The 14,465-nt window shown below is 71.3% G+C and carries 17 protein-coding genes; 8 read left to right on the forward strand and 9 right to left on the reverse strand.

Annotation, left to right across the window (positions count from 1 at the left end):
* Positions 1 to 11: 11 nt before the first annotated feature.
* A complete protein-coding gene (locus tag AB0I89_RS25490; protein WP_357131556.1) occupies positions 12 to 1,208 on the reverse strand; it encodes a tetratricopeptide repeat protein in 1,197 nt (398 codons plus the stop codon).
* On the reverse strand, positions 1,198 to 1,320 hold the full coding sequence (locus AB0I89_RS25495) for a hypothetical protein (protein ID WP_357131559.1): 123 nt from the start codon (positions 1,318 to 1,320) through the stop codon (positions 1,198 to 1,200). Before AB0I89_RS25495 ends, AB0I89_RS25490 begins: the two co-directional genes overlap by 11 nt.
* A 300-nt stretch (positions 1,321 to 1,620) precedes the next feature.
* Between AB0I89_RS25495 and AB0I89_RS25500 the strand changes: the two genes are divergently transcribed.
* Complete coding sequence (locus tag AB0I89_RS25500; protein WP_357131562.1) at positions 1,621 to 2,634, forward strand: tetratricopeptide repeat protein; 1,014 nt, start codon at positions 1,621 to 1,623, stop codon at positions 2,632 to 2,634.
* Positions 2,635 to 3,003: 369 nt separating this feature from the next.
* On the opposite strand, the gene AB0I89_RS25505 is transcribed toward AB0I89_RS25500, so the two are convergent.
* The 5 genes from AB0I89_RS25505 to AB0I89_RS25525 form a co-directional block, all read right to left on the reverse strand.
* Positions 3,004 to 3,726 (reverse strand): CDP-alcohol phosphatidyltransferase family protein, encoded by a 723-nt coding sequence (locus AB0I89_RS25505; RefSeq protein ID WP_357131565.1) that lies wholly within the window; start codon positions 3,724 to 3,726, stop codon positions 3,004 to 3,006.
* Positions 3,701 to 4,768, reverse strand: a complete 1,068-nt coding sequence (locus tag AB0I89_RS25510) for an iron-containing alcohol dehydrogenase family protein (protein WP_357131568.1) — start codon at positions 4,766 to 4,768, stop codon at positions 3,701 to 3,703. Before AB0I89_RS25510 ends, AB0I89_RS25505 begins: the two co-directional genes overlap by 26 nt.
* Entirely contained in the window at positions 4,756 to 5,487 is a 732-nt protein-coding gene (locus tag AB0I89_RS25515; protein WP_357131571.1) for a phosphocholine cytidylyltransferase family protein, read from the reverse strand. The genes AB0I89_RS25510 and AB0I89_RS25515 overlap by 13 nt, the downstream gene beginning before the upstream one ends.
* Positions 5,488 to 5,564: 77 nt before the next feature.
* Entirely contained in the window at positions 5,565 to 6,332 is a 768-nt protein-coding gene (locus tag AB0I89_RS25520; RefSeq protein WP_357131574.1) for a hypothetical protein, read from the reverse strand.
* Positions 6,329 to 6,508: an NUDIX domain-containing protein gene (locus AB0I89_RS25525; protein WP_357131578.1), complete on the reverse strand. Its 180-nt coding sequence runs from the start codon at positions 6,506 to 6,508 to the stop codon at positions 6,329 to 6,331. Before AB0I89_RS25525 ends, AB0I89_RS25520 begins: the two co-directional genes overlap by 4 nt.
* Positions 6,509 to 6,622: 114 nt before the next feature.
* Between AB0I89_RS25525 and AB0I89_RS25530 the strand changes: the two genes are divergently transcribed.
* The 4 genes from AB0I89_RS25530 to corA all read left to right on the forward strand — a co-directional run bounded on the left by AB0I89_RS25530 (position 6,623) and on the right by corA (position 10,212).
* Positions 6,623 to 7,015, forward strand: coding sequence for a CBS domain-containing protein (locus AB0I89_RS25530; protein WP_355048683.1), 393 nt, complete (start codon positions 6,623 to 6,625; stop codon positions 7,013 to 7,015).
* Positions 7,016 to 7,098: 83 nt separating this feature from the next.
* Entirely contained in the window at positions 7,099 to 7,557 is a 459-nt protein-coding gene (locus AB0I89_RS25535) for an ester cyclase (protein ID WP_357131581.1), read from the forward strand.
* 106 nt (positions 7,558 to 7,663) lie between these two features.
* The gene (locus tag AB0I89_RS25540; protein ID WP_357131584.1) at positions 7,664 to 8,758 is read left to right on the forward strand and encodes a PLP-dependent aminotransferase family protein; all 1,095 of its coding nucleotides are present in this window, start codon (positions 7,664 to 7,666) and stop codon (positions 8,756 to 8,758) included.
* Between the two features lie 305 nt (positions 8,759 to 9,063).
* Positions 9,064 to 10,212 (forward strand): magnesium/cobalt transporter CorA, encoded by a 1,149-nt coding sequence (gene corA / locus AB0I89_RS25545; RefSeq protein ID WP_357131588.1) that lies wholly within the window; start codon positions 9,064 to 9,066, stop codon positions 10,210 to 10,212.
* 79 nt (positions 10,213 to 10,291) lie between these two features.
* Here the strand turns inward: corA and AB0I89_RS25550 are convergent, their stop codons facing one another.
* Positions 10,292 to 11,059 (reverse strand): hypothetical protein, encoded by a 768-nt coding sequence (locus tag AB0I89_RS25550; protein ID WP_357131592.1) that lies wholly within the window; start codon positions 11,057 to 11,059, stop codon positions 10,292 to 10,294.
* Between the two features lie 84 nt (positions 11,060 to 11,143).
* On the opposite strand from AB0I89_RS25550, the gene AB0I89_RS25555 reads away from it, so the two are divergent.
* Both AB0I89_RS25555 and AB0I89_RS25560 read left to right on the forward strand, forming a co-directional pair.
* Positions 11,144 to 11,674: a peptidylprolyl isomerase gene (locus AB0I89_RS25555; protein WP_357131595.1), complete on the forward strand. Its 531-nt coding sequence runs from the start codon at positions 11,144 to 11,146 to the stop codon at positions 11,672 to 11,674.
* 100 nt (positions 11,675 to 11,774) lie between these two features.
* On the forward strand, positions 11,775 to 12,692 hold the full coding sequence (locus AB0I89_RS25560; RefSeq protein WP_357131598.1) for a rhomboid family intramembrane serine protease: 918 nt from the start codon (positions 11,775 to 11,777) through the stop codon (positions 12,690 to 12,692).
* On the opposite strand, the gene AB0I89_RS25565 is transcribed toward AB0I89_RS25560, so the two are convergent.
* Positions 12,685 to 13,113 (reverse strand): PH domain-containing protein, encoded by a 429-nt coding sequence (locus AB0I89_RS25565; protein ID WP_357131601.1) that lies wholly within the window; start codon positions 13,111 to 13,113, stop codon positions 12,685 to 12,687. The two genes, AB0I89_RS25560 and AB0I89_RS25565, sit on opposite strands and share 8 nt — an antisense overlap.
* Before the next feature lie 134 nt (positions 13,114 to 13,247).
* On the opposite strand from AB0I89_RS25565, the gene AB0I89_RS25570 reads away from it, so the two are divergent.
* Positions 13,248 to 14,420: an acetyl-CoA C-acyltransferase gene (locus AB0I89_RS25570; RefSeq protein ID WP_357131604.1), complete on the forward strand. Its 1,173-nt coding sequence runs from the start codon at positions 13,248 to 13,250 to the stop codon at positions 14,418 to 14,420.
* Positions 14,421 to 14,465: the final 45 nt, after the last annotated feature.

Consider the following 14,465-nt stretch of genomic DNA (forward strand, 5'->3'; position numbering starts at 1 on the left):
TTGATCACCGCTCAGGTGTTGGGCAGGGAGCGTTGTTGGCGGAGTTGTTCGAGGAGGGCGGTGTCGGCTTCGAGGTCGGGGCGGTCGACCTGCCGGTCCAGGTCGACGACGTGTTCGAGTTCCCGGATCGCCTGGTCGAGGTCACCCCCCGCCCCGTGGGCCATCGCGATGTTGTACCGAGTGACGGCTTCGCCGGCCCGGTCGCCGACCTCCCGCTGGATAAAGAGGGCTTGGTGGTAGTGGTCGAGGGCCTGTTGCCGATCCCCCAACCGGTTGTGAACGCTGCCGATGTTGTTGAGGGTGACGGCTTCGCCGGCCCGGTTGCCGACGTTCCGCTGGATGGGGAGGGCCTGCTGGTAGTGGTCGAGGGCCTGCTGCCGATCCCCTAAACCGTCGTACACGTGGCCGATGTTGTTGAGGATGGTGGCTTCGCCGGCCCGGTCGCCGACTTCCCGCGCAATGCCGAAAGCCTGGTGGTAGTGGTCGAGGGCCTGCTGCCGATCCCCCAAACTGTTGTGGACGCTGCCGATGTTGTTGAGGGTGGCGGCTTCACCGGCCCGGTTGCCGACGTTCCGCTGGATGGGGAGGGCTTGCTGGTAGTGGTCGAGGGCCTGCTGCCGATCCCCTAAACCGTGGTACGCGAGGCCGATGTTGTTGAGGGTGGCGGCTTCGCCGGCCCGGTCGCCGACCTCCCTACCAATGGGGAGGGCTTGGTGGTAGTGGTCGAGAGCCTGCCGCCGATCCCCCAACCGGTTGTACACGTGGCCGATGTTGTTGAGGGTGGCGGCCTCGCCGGCCCGGTTGCCGACCTCCCTCAGGATGGGGAGGGCTTGGTGGTAGTGGTCGAGAGCCAGCCGCCGATCCCCCAGCTTGTCGTACACGCTGCCGATGTTGTTGAGGGCGGCGGCTTCGCCGGCCCGGTTGCCGGCCTGCTGGTACAAGGTCAGGGCCTGCTGGTAGTCCTCCAGTGCCGGCCAGGGCCGACCGGTTGACGCCCGCGCCCAGCCACGCCGATAGAGGGCGTCGGCGTCCGGGCCGAGGGTCAGGGTCGCGGTGGCCATGGCCTCGACCGCCGCGAACCGCGACGTATCCAGCCACACCTGACACACCCGGGCACCGACATCCCCGGCGATCGCCGGCTGCCGCCCGACGACAGCAAGCCGATGCACCTCGACCCATCGGGCGAGGTCCCTCGGGTCAGTGGCCATCGGAAGGGGCGACGCTGTCGTTCGGCCCCACGGCCCCGACCAGCGCGGCCCGCAGCTCCGCCGCCCAGCTCGCGGCTTGCGCCCCGGACACCTGCACCGTGGCGTTTCCCATCGCCCGCGCCCTCCCCCGGTACGCCCGGTCAAGCCGGCCCAGGACCGCCCACGTCCGGCCTCGGCTAAGTGATCGACGGGCGGACCTTGGCGGCTACTGTACGTTTCATCCGCTTCCCGGGACCGCTCGATGAGTCCGCCTCAGGTGACGGGTTTCCGACGCGCTTAGCGCATCCCGGCCATCGTGGGAAGAACAATGACGGCCGATGCCACCGCCGCATGCCGGTGGTGTCGCGGTCCGACCCTCGGCAACCGCCGCGTCGGCAACCGGTAGCAGCAGGAGGAGCGAGGTGGGTCGGGCATGGCGGGTCGGGGAACGCCGCGACCGCGCCCCGTCGCCCCCGCTGCGGCGACCACCGTCGCCCGACACGTGGAGGTGCATCGGCTTGCTGTCGCTGGTCGGCTGCCGGCGATCGCCCGGGACCTCGGTGCCCGCGTGTGTCAGGTGTGGCTGGATACGTCGCGGTTCGCCGCGGTCGAGGCCATGGCTACCGCGACCCTGACCCTCGGCCCGGACGCCGATGCCCTCTATCAGCGTGGCTGGGCCCGGTCGTCGACCGGTCGGCCCTGGCCGGCACTGGAGGACTACCAGCAGGCCCTGACCTTGTACCAGCAGGCCGGCGACCGGGTCGGCGAAGCCGCCGCCCTCAACAACATCGGCAGCGTCTACAACCGGTTGGGGGATCGGCAGCGGGCCCTCGACCACTACCACCAGGCCTTGCCCATCCTGAGGGAGGTCGGCGCCCGGGCCGGCGAAGCTACCGCCCTCAACAACATCGGCCACGTGTACAGCCGGTTGGGGGATCGGCAGCGGGCCTTCGACTACTACCACCAGGCACTCCCCATTACGCGGGAGGTCGGCGACCGGGCCGTCGAAGCCACCACCCTCAGCAACATCGGCCACGCGTACGCCGGTTCAGGGGATCGGCAGCAGGCCCTGGACCACTATCACCAGGCCCTCCCCATTACGCGGGAGGTCGGCGACCAGGCCGGCGAAGCCACCACCCTCAGCAACATCGGCCACGTGTACGCCGGTTCAGGGGATCGGCAGCGGGCTCTGGACCACTATCACCAGGCCCTGCCCATCCAGCGGGAGGTGGGCGACCGGGCCGGCGAAGCCGTCACCCGGTACAACATCGCGATGGCCCACCGGGCGGGGGGTGACCTCGACCAGGCGATCCGGGAACTCGAACAGGTCGTCGACCTCGACCGGCAGGTCGACCACCCCGACCTCGAAGCCGACACCGCCATCCTCGAACAACTCCGCCAACAACGCGCGGAAGACCGCGGTTCTGAACCGCCTGCGGGACCGTGAGGGCAGCGCTGCCGACGGCGAAGACGAGACGCCCCGATGCCAACGGGTTGCCTTCCCTCAACCCACACGCCGACACCCCGCGCCCCCGCGAGATCGTGCTTGATCCAGGATCTAGTGGCCTCGGGGCGGCCGGATGGCACTGTTTCCTGGTTCGAGCACGATCTTGTCGGCGGGCGTCGGGTCAGGACACCACTGCGGTCGTTTCGGGCGCACGGGCGCGGCAAGATCTACACGACATCAGGGAAACTGCTGCCTCCCACATCCAGGAGGCAGCAGTTTCGGGGAAGTTGTGCGGATCTTGTGAAACGCAGCCGCGGGCGGGTCAGCGCAGGGAGGCTGCGGATCTTGCGGAACGCGGCGGGGGTGGGGTCAGCGCAGCGAGGCGCGGGCGGAGAAGGCGATGCTCGCCAGCAGGAAGCCGCCGTTGACGATGGTGAACGCGACAAGCACCCAGAGCGCCAGCGCGGGCGCTGCGGCGAGGACCAGGGCGGCCACGAAGACGACCGCGCCGTAGTCGCGGACCAGCTTCACGAGGCGTACGGGCAGCGAGGTCGAGGTGACCATGCTGGCGGCGTTCGGGCCGGCCTGCATCACCGAGGTGACCAGGTTGACCATCCAGGTGCCCGCGAAGGTGGCCACCAGCCAGGTCGGGGTGGACGGCTCCTGCGCGACGGCGGTGGCGGCCAGCGCGGCCACCAGGGCGATCTGCGCGGCCACGTCGCAGAGCACGTCGATCCGGGCCCCGGCCGCGCTGCCCTGGCCGGTCACCCGGGCGAGCTGCCCGTCGGCGCAGTCCAGGGAGTACGCCACCTGCCAGCCGACCAGGGCGATCAGGCCGACGACCCAGGCCGGTACGTCCCCGTCGGCGACCGGACCGGCGAGCGCGACCACGGAGATCGAGGTGGCCAGCCCGAGCACCAGGTTGGTGAGGGTCAGCGCGGTCGGGCGCAGCCCGAGGCGTTGCGCGACCAGCGCGAACACCGCGCCGAGCCACTGGCTGATCGACTCGCTGAACAGGCCGCCGCCCCGGTTGACCCGGTGGAAGTCGGCGACGGTGGGACGGGGGTCAGCCAAGCTGGTCGCGGATTGCACCGGCGTAGTCTGCCAGCCGCTCCCGCGTCTCGGTAGGCGACAGGGCCAGGTGCTCGAGGATGGTGTACCGGTCCGGGCGGGTACGCGGCGCGAACTGCACCGCCTCCACGAACTGGTCGTCGGTGAGCGCCACCTCGGCGGGGAGCCGGGGCAGACCGTGCCGGGCGAGGCAGGCGGACATCTCCGCGAAGCGGCGTTGGTCACCGCGCAGCCAGGTACAGAACAACGCCCCCAGCCCGGCCAGCTCGCCGTGCGAGGCGGTGCCGGGGAAGAGGGAGTCGACCGCGTGCATGATCTCGTGGCAGCCGCCGCTGGACGGACGGCTGGTGCCGCAGACCGCCATCGCCAGGCCGCTGGAGATCAACGCCTCGGCGAGGACGGTCACGAAGGAGTCGTCGCTCATGTCGCCGGGGTGGTTGAGCACCGCTTCGGCGCCCGCCCGGGAGAGCGAGGCGGCCAGTCCATCGACCGGCTCACCGCGTACCTGCCGGGCCAGCTCCCAGTCGGCCAGCGCGCTGATGTTGCTGACCACGTCGCCGATGCCGGCCCGGTTGTGCCGGTCCGGGCCGCTCTCCACGAAGTCCAGGTCAACGATCACCGCGATCGGGATGTGCACCCCGTAGGAGCCCTTGATCCCGTCCGTGATGAGGCTGGCCACCGGGGAGCCGATCCCGTCGTTGGCGAGGCTGGTCGCCACCGACACCATCGGCAGCCCTCGGCGGGTGGCGGCGTACTTGGCGACGTCTATCGTCTTGCCACCGCCGATGCCGACGACCGCGTCGTACGAGCGGGTGCGGAGCTTGCCGCCCAGGTCGTCGGCGGCCTCGAGCGTCCCGCCGGAGACGGTGAAGACGTCCGCCGAGCGCAGCGACGGTTGGATCAGCTCGGCGATCTGGGCGCCCTGACCCGGGCCGAGCACCACCGCGACGTCGCCGCCGGAGGAGATCCGCCCGTCGGCCAGGATCGCGGCCAGGTCGGCGACCGCCCCGCGTCGCACGTCGATGTGCAGCGGGGTGAGGACGCTCCGGGCTAGTAGCGGCACGCGATCTCCCGCGCGCGGGCCAGGTCGGCGTGGTTGTCGACCTCGACCCACGGGACGTCACCGATCGGCGCGGCCCGGACCTCGCCACCACGGTCGGCGAACTCCTGGTAGCCGTCCTCGTAGTAGAGGTTCGGGTCCCGCCGCCAGGTCGCCTCGAGGGCGTCGGCGAGCGCGTCGGCGACCTGCGGCTCGATCAGCGTCGCGCCGATGTACTCCCCGTACGCCTCGCCCGGATCCATGATCTTGGTGATCCGGGTGAGCTGGCCGGCGGCGTCGAAGGTGGTCTTCATCTCCTCCTCGGCCAGCGGCTTGAGGGTGTCCACCGCGAGCAGGATGCCCGGTCCGCGCTCGGCCAGCAGGGTCTTCTCCACGCTCACCGGGTGCACGGTGTCGCCGTTGACCAGCAGCACGCCGCGCGCGAAGTGCTCCCGGGCCAGCCAGAGGGAGTACGCGTTGTTCCACTCCTCGGCCTTGTCGTTGTGCACCAGGGTGAGCGTGACCCCGTACTTCTTCTCCAGCTCGGCCTGCCGCACGAGGACCGCGTCCGCCGCGTAGCCGACCACGATCACGATGTCGGTGAGCCCGACCTCGGCGAGGTTGCCCAGCGCGATGTCCAGGATCGTGATCTCGCCGTCCACCGGCACCAGCGCCTTCGGCAGCGTGTCGGTGTACGGGCGCAGCCGGCGCCCCGCCCCGGCCGCGAGCACCATTCCGATCATCGCGACATCCTCCCTCGTCCTGCTGCCGTCACCGGTGGAGGATAGCCCCGGGGAGCCCGGCGACTCCGGCCAACCGGTCAGCCGGGCAGCGCCGCGAGGTCGGCCAGCATGGTCAGCCGCTCCTCGGCGGCGAGCACGGCGTACGGCCCGGCGGCCCGGCGGTCGGTCTCCAGCTCGATGGCGAGCCGCTCCGGGCCGGGTGGCAGGGCGGTGACGCTGGACGCGGTGTGCCCGGCGGCGGTCCAGGCGGCGGCGTGCGCGTCCGCCCGGTGGTAGCGCAGCGCGCCGAGGCGGTTGAGCAGCAGCACACCGGGCGGGGTGCCGTCCGGCTCGTGCGGGGGCGCGAGCGCGGCGAAGGCGGAGCCGCTCCGGGTCCCCTCCTCGTCGGCCAGCACGAGGGCGTACGCCACCAGCCGTCCGAGCACGGCGACCAGTCGCGCCACCCGCTCGTCGTGCCCGGACCACAGTTCCTCGGTGACCTCGGCGTGCACCTGGTACAGCTCGCCGAGGAAGGCGGCACCGCGCTCGGTGGCGGAGAGGGCGCCGTCCGGGCTCCGGTGGATCATCGCGTGGGCCACCTGCTTGTCCACGGCTCGTCGGCAGGCGATCGGATCCCGGTACCTGGTGATCGCCGCGAACCCCGCCCCGTCGACAGCGCCACCGGGCGCGGCCAGTCGGGTGCGCAGGTCGACGAGGAAACCGCTCGCCGCCGCCCCGCCGTAACGCTGGGACAACTCGGCCCCACCGCCGTGGTGGCCGGCGAGCATGGTGGCGCGGAAGGTGCGGTCCACGGCCGGGGCGAGCAGTCCGGCGATCCGGTGCGGCGGCAGCGCGACGCTGTTCACCGGCCGATCGACCGCAGGAGCGCGAAGCCCTCCTCCGTGATCCGCCGGATCAGGCCGCCGACGATGTCCCACCAGTCGGGAAACAGGCGTCGGTGTGGTGAGCGGCGCTGGAAGAAGATGCGCCCGTCGCGGTCGACGATCAACGCGCCGGCGCAGCGCAGGGGCTGGGTGGACACGCGTCGACAGTAGCGAGCGTCGCCGCATCCCGACGATGTCCGGTCTTGTCCTGGAAACATCCACGGACGACCATGTCCGTACCGAATGCCACGGTCCCAAAGGGGTGATGCGTGATGCAGGTACGGGAAGCAATGTCCAGCCAGGTCCTCGTCGTCGGTCCGGAGCACACGCTCCGTCAGGCGGCCCGGATGATGTCGGCCCGCGGTGTCGGGTCGGCGGTCGTGATCGATCCCGAGTCCGAGGGGGTCGGCATCATGACCGAACGCGACGTGTTGAAGGCCATCGGCGCGGGTCTCGACTGCGACACCGAACGCACCGGCGCCCACCTCACCTGGGACGTCGTGTACGCGGCGCCGGAGTGGACGGTCGCCGAGGCGGCCGCCGCGATGGCCCGGGGTGGTTTCCGGCACCTCGTGGTGCTCGACGGCGGGGAGGTGGCCGGGGTGATCTCGGTGCGGGACATCATGCGTGTCTGGGCCCGGAGCGAGGTGGCCGCCACGACCTGAACCGCGCAGGTGTGCCGGGTCGGATCGACGGGTAAGGATCCCTCGCGGGCGCGGAGATGCCGTGGCCCGTGGGGGAGGGCCCGATGCGTGACGCGGAGCGCCTGGTCGAGCAGCAGTACGCGATGCTCCTGCGGCGGGACGTGGCCCGACTGCCGGACCTGTACGCCCCGGAGGCGTTCTACTCCATGCCGGGTCTCACGGTCCGACCGATCGAGCTGCCGGCGCTGCTGCGTACCTGGACGGGGGCCTTTCCGGACCTGCTGGTCGACCCGCTGGGCACGGTGCGCACGTCCAGCGGCGCGGCCGTGGAGCTGCGTCTCAGTGGCACCCACACCGGCACGTTGCACTCGCCGTACGGCACCGTCGCCCCGACCGGTCGCTCGGTGAGTTGGGAGGTCGCCGACGTGGTCCGGGCACGCCGGGGTCGGATCGTCGCGTGGCGCTCCTACTTCGACTGGAGCCAGCTCCTCGACTCGCTCGGCGTGCAGTTTGACGGCCTCTCCCGGGCGGCGCAGCACGACTCGCTCGCACTTCCGGTCTGATCTGTCGCCGTCCGGCCCGGCCGGGTCACCCGTCCCGGTGGCTCAGGATGCGGACATCGCCGTGCCGTCGGCGCGTCCCCCGCCGCCGCCCGTACGCTCAATATCCATGACCGCCGAGCAGCTGATCTCCTTTGCCCGTGGGGCCCCCTCGCTGGACATCGTCGATGTCGAAGGGCTCAAGGCCGCCGCCGTACGCGCCTTCGACGCCGATCCCGCGGGGGTCACGGCGTACGGCACCTCCGTCGGCTACGTGCCGCTGCGCAAGTGGATCGCCGAGAAGCACGGCGTCGCGGCCGACCAGGTGCTGGTTACCAACGGGTCGCTGCAGGCCGACGCGTTCCTCTTCGATCACCTGATCCGCCCCGGCGACGCGGTGGTCGTCGAGCGCCCCACGTACGACCGCACGCTGCTCAACCTCCAGCGGATGGGCGGCGAGCTGCACGGTGTGACGGTCCAGCCGGACGGCCTGGACACCGCCGAGCTGCGCAAGCTGCTGGAGTCCGGGGTGCGCCCCCGGCTGGCGCACGTCATCCCGAACTACCAGAACCCGGCCGGCGTGACGCTGTCGCTGGAGAAGCGCCGCGAGCTGCTCGACCTGGCCGCTGAATACCACTTCACGATCTTCGAGGACGACCCGTACGCGGACATCCGCTTCCGGGGCGAGGCGCTGCCGTCGATGCTCTCGATGGACACCCGCAACGTCGTCGTGCACGCGTCGAGCTTCACGAAGACGGTCTGCCCGGGCGTACGCGTCGGCTACCTGGTCGGTCCGGCGGATCTGATCGCCGACATCGCCAAGAACGCGACGAGCCTCTACATCTCGCCCGGCATGGTGTCGCAGGCGATCGTGCACCAGTTCTGCGTCTCCGGCGACATCGACCGCTCGATCGAGACCGTCCGGGCGGCGCTCGGCGAGCGGGCCCAGGTGCTGGCCGAGTCGCTGCGCCGGCACCTGCCGCAGGCGCGGTTCGTCGAGCCCGACGGCGGCTACTTCCTGTGGGTGGAGTTCCCCGAGGACGTGCTGGTGGACCGGCTCGCCCCGGCGGCGGCCGAGCGTGGCGTCGCCGTCGTCAAGGGCAGTGACTTCGTCCTCGACGGCGGGCGGCACGCCCTGCGGCTGGCCTTCTCCGCGGTGACGGCCGACCGGATCGACGAGGGCGTCCGCCGGCTCGCCGAGGCCGTCGAGGCCAGCCGAAGCTGAAAATCTGTCGGGTTTCCGACAAAAGGACGATGCCGGCCGTCTCAGGTCTCCCCAGCGGGCGGCCGGCGGCCCACAATGCTGCGAGCGTCATCCGTCAGGTGTAGCGGAGATCACCGCCCGCCCACCTCGGATCACGCGTGCAGCACAACCCCCGCCCCCACGGGCGCCGGGTGGGCCGTGTCGTCCCTTCACCCCCCGATGCGGCCCGGCCCGCCCGGCGCCGCACCCGCGACCGCCGTCACACCTGCCGATGGCCACCATCGGCGTAGCCTGCAAGCCGCAGGCGAGCGCGGGGAGGTGTCGCGATGACGGATCGGGCGGAGCGGGGCCGGACGGCGCCGTTGAACACATCTCGGGTGCTGCGACCCCGAGCCTGGCCGTCCCCGGTCCGGGCGATGACCCGGATGCTCAACGCCGACGGCTCACCACCCACCCCGGCGCCCAGCGGCGCCGGGCGCAGCGGAGTGGTCGACTGCGCGCTGTACATCGACGGCAGGCGGCAGCCCGGCGACTGGTCGTACGCCGAGGCGCTGGAGGCCGCACGTCGCGAGGAGCACGGCTTCGTCTGGATCGGGCTGCACCAGCCCGAGCTGGCCGAGATGAGCGCCATCGCGGAGACGTACGGCCTGCACGAGCTGGCCGTCGAGGACGCCGTGAAGGCCGAGCAGCGGCCCAAGCTGGAGCGCTTCGGCGACGTCAGCTTCCTGGTGCTGCGCACTGCCCGATACTGCGAGCACACCGAGCTGACCGAGACCTCCGAGGTGGTCGAGACCGGCCAGGTGATGCTCTTCATCGGCCCGAACTTCCTGATCAGCGTCCGGCACGGTGACGCCTGCCGGCTCTCCCCGGTCCGGGCGGATCTGGAGACCAAAGAGGAACTGCTGCTCCAGGGCCCGTGGGCGGTGGCGTACGGGGTGACCGACCGGGTGGTCGACCTCTACCTCGAGGTGGCCGAGCAGCTCGAGGACGACCTGGACCAGTTGGAGGCCGAGGTCTTCGACCGCAACAGCCACGGGCGCATCCAGCGGATCTACCAGATGAAGCGGGAGCTGGTGGAGTTCAAGCGGGCGGTGGTCCCCTTGCAGCGGCCGCTGATGAACCTGACCTCGCAGGTCAACCGGGACGTACCCAAGGAGATCCGCAAGTACTTCCGGGACGTGCAGGACCACCTGAGTCGTACGGTCGAGCAGGTGAACTCGTACGACGACCTGCTGAACTCGATCCTCCAGGCGCGGCTGGCCCAGGTGTCCGTCGACCAGAACAACGACATGCGCAAGATCGCCGCGTGGGCGGCCATCGCCGCCGTCTGGACCTCCATCGCCGGGGTCGAGGGCATGAACTTCGAGAACATGCCCGAGCTGAAGATGACCTACGGCTATCCGGTGGCCCTGGCCCTCATGCTCGGCGTCTCGCTGGCCCTCTACCGCTGGTTCCGCCGCAACGGCTGGCTCTGACCGGCCCGGCAGACGCGCGAAGCGCCGGTGCGCGGGGGCAAGCCCGCGTCGCCGGCGCTCGTCGCGCTGCTGTCAGGGGTCAGCGGCGGCCGTTGGTGCGGGCGGTGTCCTTGCCCAGCGCCTTGGTGAGGTCGTCGGCCGGGCGTCCCGAAACGTCCTTGGCGCCCTCGGCGACCGACGGAACCTTGTCGGTCGGGCGGACAGCGGTCGGCTTGGCCGTGGCGGTGGTGCTGGCGCTGTCGCCGCCGGTCACCGCCGAGCTGCCCGCGCCGGTCATCCCGGAGATGGCGGACCCGTCGGAGCCCTTGGTCGCGGCCGGGGTACGCACCTCGATCGAGTCGACCTCGTCGCGCATCGGCTCCAGGGTGTGGGTCGGGTCGTACTCGGCCCACTCCTGCTGCTCGCGGCGGCGGCGCAGGGCCACCGCACCGACCAGGCCGACGACGGCGCCCGCGGCCAGCAGGCCGGTCATCTTCGAACCGCGACGGCGCGGCTGCTTCTTCTTCCCCGTGATCCGCATGGTCTTCGACTTGGCCTTCCTGGTCAGCGGCCCTGCCTGCGCGGCGCCGTCCCGAGCCGCCGCGGCCAGCGGTGCCAGCGTGGTGAGTGTCGTACCCCAACCGGTCGACGCGCGGTCGCGCACCTTCACCGCGGCCGGCCCGACGTAGCCCCGGGCCACCTGGACCCGCGGGCCGACCGAGGAGCCGGCGCCCTTGGCGGCGTGGTTGGCTGCCTGCATCAGGTGGCTGATGCTCTGGTTCAGCTCTGCCTTCGCGAGCTGGCCCTGGGACTTACGCCGCCCGATTCCAAACACGGTCCTACCTCCTGGGAGTTGTTCCTTCGTCATCCTCCACCTTCGGATGCCTCCGCGATGCCAGATCGGGCACATGGGAGGATCCGCATGGAACTGACCAACAAGTGAGGAGTACCCGTGGCCGAGGCTGTCTACGCCACCCTGCACACCAACGCTGGCCCGATCCGGCTGGAGCTCTTCCCGAACCACGCGCCGAAGACCGTCCGCAACTTCGTCGACCTGGCTGAGGGCAACCGGGAGTACACCGACCCGCGCACCGGTCAGCCGGGCAACGGGCCGTACTACGACGGCACCATTTCGCACCGTGTGATCAGCGGTTTCATGGTCCAGATGGGCGACCCGACCGGCACCGGCCGGGGCGGGCCGGGCTACAAGTTCGCCGACGAGTTCCACCCGGAGCTGCGGTTCGACCGTCCCTACCTGCTGGCGATGGCGAATGCCGGACCGGGCACCAACGGTTCGCAGTTCTTCATCACCGTGTCCCCGACGCCGCACCTCAACAACCGGCACACCATCTTCGGCCAGGTCGCCGACGAGGAGTCGGTGAAGATCGTCGACTCGATCGCGAACACCCCGACCGGCCCGAGCGACCGTCCGCTGCAGGACGTCGTCATCGAGCGGGTCGAGATCGAGCGATCCGCTTCCTGACGACATCGCGAGGTACCTTTGCTCGCATGATTGAGCGCTCCGGAGCATCACGCCGGCCGGCGTCGGTGCCTCGCGCGGTGGCGGACGGAGGGTCGGCCCGGTGAGCGAGTCTCCGCCGACCACCCCGGTCTGCTACCGGCACCCCGGTCGGGAGACCTACGTCCGGTGCACCCGCTGCGACCGGCCGATCTGTCCGGAGTGCATGCGGGAGGCGTCCGTCGGGCACCAGTGCCCGGAGTGCGTCAACGAGGGTCGTCGTAGTGTCCGGCCGGCGCGTACCGCCTTCGGTGGCGGTGCCGCCGGCCGGCACGGCTACGTCACCAAGGCGCTCATCGCCCTGAACGTGTTGTTCTTCCTGCTCTCCGTCGCCTCCGCCCGGTCCTTTACCGCGGTGCTGGGCGGCTCCGGCTTCGGCGGGCTGGCCGGCGACGGAACGCCGCTGACCCGTTGGGGTGGCGTGCTCGGCTACGCCTCGTACGTTGCCTTCGGCCCGGTGCACGGTGTCGCGGCCGGTGAGTGGTACCGCCTGGTCACCGCCATGTTCCTGCACTACGGCGTGTTCCACCTGCTGCTGAACATGTGGGCGCTGTGGGTGCTCGGGCGGGAGTTGGAGGGCGCGCTCGGGCGGGTGCGTTTCCTCGCCCTCTACCTGATCGCGGGGATCGGGGGCAATGTCGCCGTCTTCCTGACCAGTGCTCCCAACGAAGGTCTGACTGTCGGCGCGTCGACGGCCACCTTCGGGCTCTTCGCCGCGATCTTCGTGATCATGCGTCGTCTCGGCCTGAACACCTCGGCGATCGTTCCGCTCCTCGTCATCAACCTGGTATTCACCTTCGCCGTGCCGGGCATCTCGAAAGCCGGGCACATCGGTGGCCTGGTGGTCGGCGGGGCGATGGCGGCGGTGCTCGCGTACGCGCCACGGGAGCGGCGCACGCTGGTGCAGGTCGTCGGCGGCTCGGTCATCGTGCTGATCCTGCTCGCCGCGGTGATCTTCCGAACCGTGCAACTGCTCAGCTGACCGGGCGGGCGGCCCGCAGCGCCGTGGCCACCTCTTCCGGGGTGGCTCCCAGGTCGTACCTGCCGAACAGGTGCAGCGACTCGTCCGCGTCGATCTCCAGGACCTCGCCGGTCAATCCGAGCCGTTGCCGGCGGTCCACGCTGATCGCCTCGACCGTCGACCAGGGCAGCAGCCGCCGGCCGGCGAAGCCGTGGATGACGGTGAGCCCCGCCGGGTCGACCGCCAGCCGGACCGGCGCCACCAGGTCGCGTACCGCCCAGACGGCCAGCGCGGCGGCGGCCACGCCGGCCACGACCAGCCGCACCGGGTCACCGTCGGCGAACAGCAACCCGAGTGCGATCAGCAGAACGGCACCGGCGAGCTTCGCCGTGGGCAGGGTCGACGGCACCCGCCACTGCCGAGTTCCGGGAATGTCATCCACCCGCCCAGCATGCCAGCGGTCATGGCCTCCCGCTTCTGCCCACCACCACTCCATGATCGACGCCGGAGAGGGGCGGGCGGCGGCCCGCCGCGTCAGCGTAGGATCGGGACAGCCCAAGTTACCGGGGAGTAAACATGAGTGACGCGGTCATCGTCGGCGCGGTACGCACCCCGGTCGGGCGGCGCAAGGGCGGTCTCGCCGGTGTCCACCCGGTCGACCTGTCGGCGCACGTGCTGCGCGCCCTCGCCGAGCGTACGGGGCTCGACCCAGCGCAGGTCGACGACGTCTTCTGGGGCTGCGTGTCCCAGGTCGGCGAGCAGTCGTGGAACATCGCCCGCAACGCCGTCCTCGCCGCCGGCTGGCCGGAGGCGGTGCCCGGCACCACGCTCGACCGGCAGTGCGGTTCCAGCCAGCAGGCCCTGCACTTCGCCGCCGCGACGGTGCTCTCCGGCCAGGCCGACCTGGTGGTCGCCGGTGGGGTGGAGTCGATGACCCGGGTGCCGATGGGTTCCAGCGTGGCGGACGGCCTGCCGTTCAGCGACCAGCTCCGCGCCCGCTACCGGGGTGTGGAGGGCTTCGCGGACGACGCGCCGCTCCCCTTCAACCAGGGCGTCGGGGCCGAGCTGATCGCCCGGCGCTGGCGCTTCTCCCGTACCCAGCTCGACGAGTTCGCCCTGGCCAGCCACGAGAAGGCCGCCGCCGCGCAGGACGCCGGCGCGTTCGACCCGGAGCTGGCGGCGGTGCCCCTCGACGACGGTGGCACGGTCGCGGCCGACGAGGGCATCCGCCGGGACACCTCGCTGGACCGGCTCGCCGAGCTGCCCACCCCGTTCCGCGCCGACGGTGTGGTCACCGCCGGTTCCGCGTCGCAGATCTCCGACGGCGCCGCCGCGCTCGCGGTGACCACGTCCGACTGGGCCAGCCGGCACGGCCTGCGCCCGCTGGCCCGCATCCACACCGCGGTGGTCGCCGCCGACGACCCGGTCACCATGCTCACCGCGCCCATCCCGGCCACCGCGAAGGCGCTGCGCCGCGCGGGGCTGGGCATCGAGGAGATCGGGGTGTACGAGGTGAACGAGGCGTTCGCCCCCGTACCGCTCGCCTGGTTGGCGGAGACCGAGGCGGACCCGGAGCGGCTGAACCCGCGTGGCGGGGCGATCGCCCTCGGGCATCCGCTCGGTGGCTCCGGCGCCCGGATCATGACGACGATGTTGGCGCACATGCGGGACAACGGAATCCGCTACGGCCTGCAGACCATGTGCGAGGGCGGCGGCATGGCCAACGCCACGATCGTCGAGCTGGTCTGATCCGCCCCGGAAATGCTCTCGCCGAGGTCGGGCACGCCGCCTAGG

Origin of the sequence: Micromonospora sp. NPDC049801 (assembly GCF_040656575.1) — a bacterium.
Classification (GTDB): domain Bacteria; phylum Actinomycetota; class Actinomycetes; order Mycobacteriales; family Micromonosporaceae; genus Micromonospora.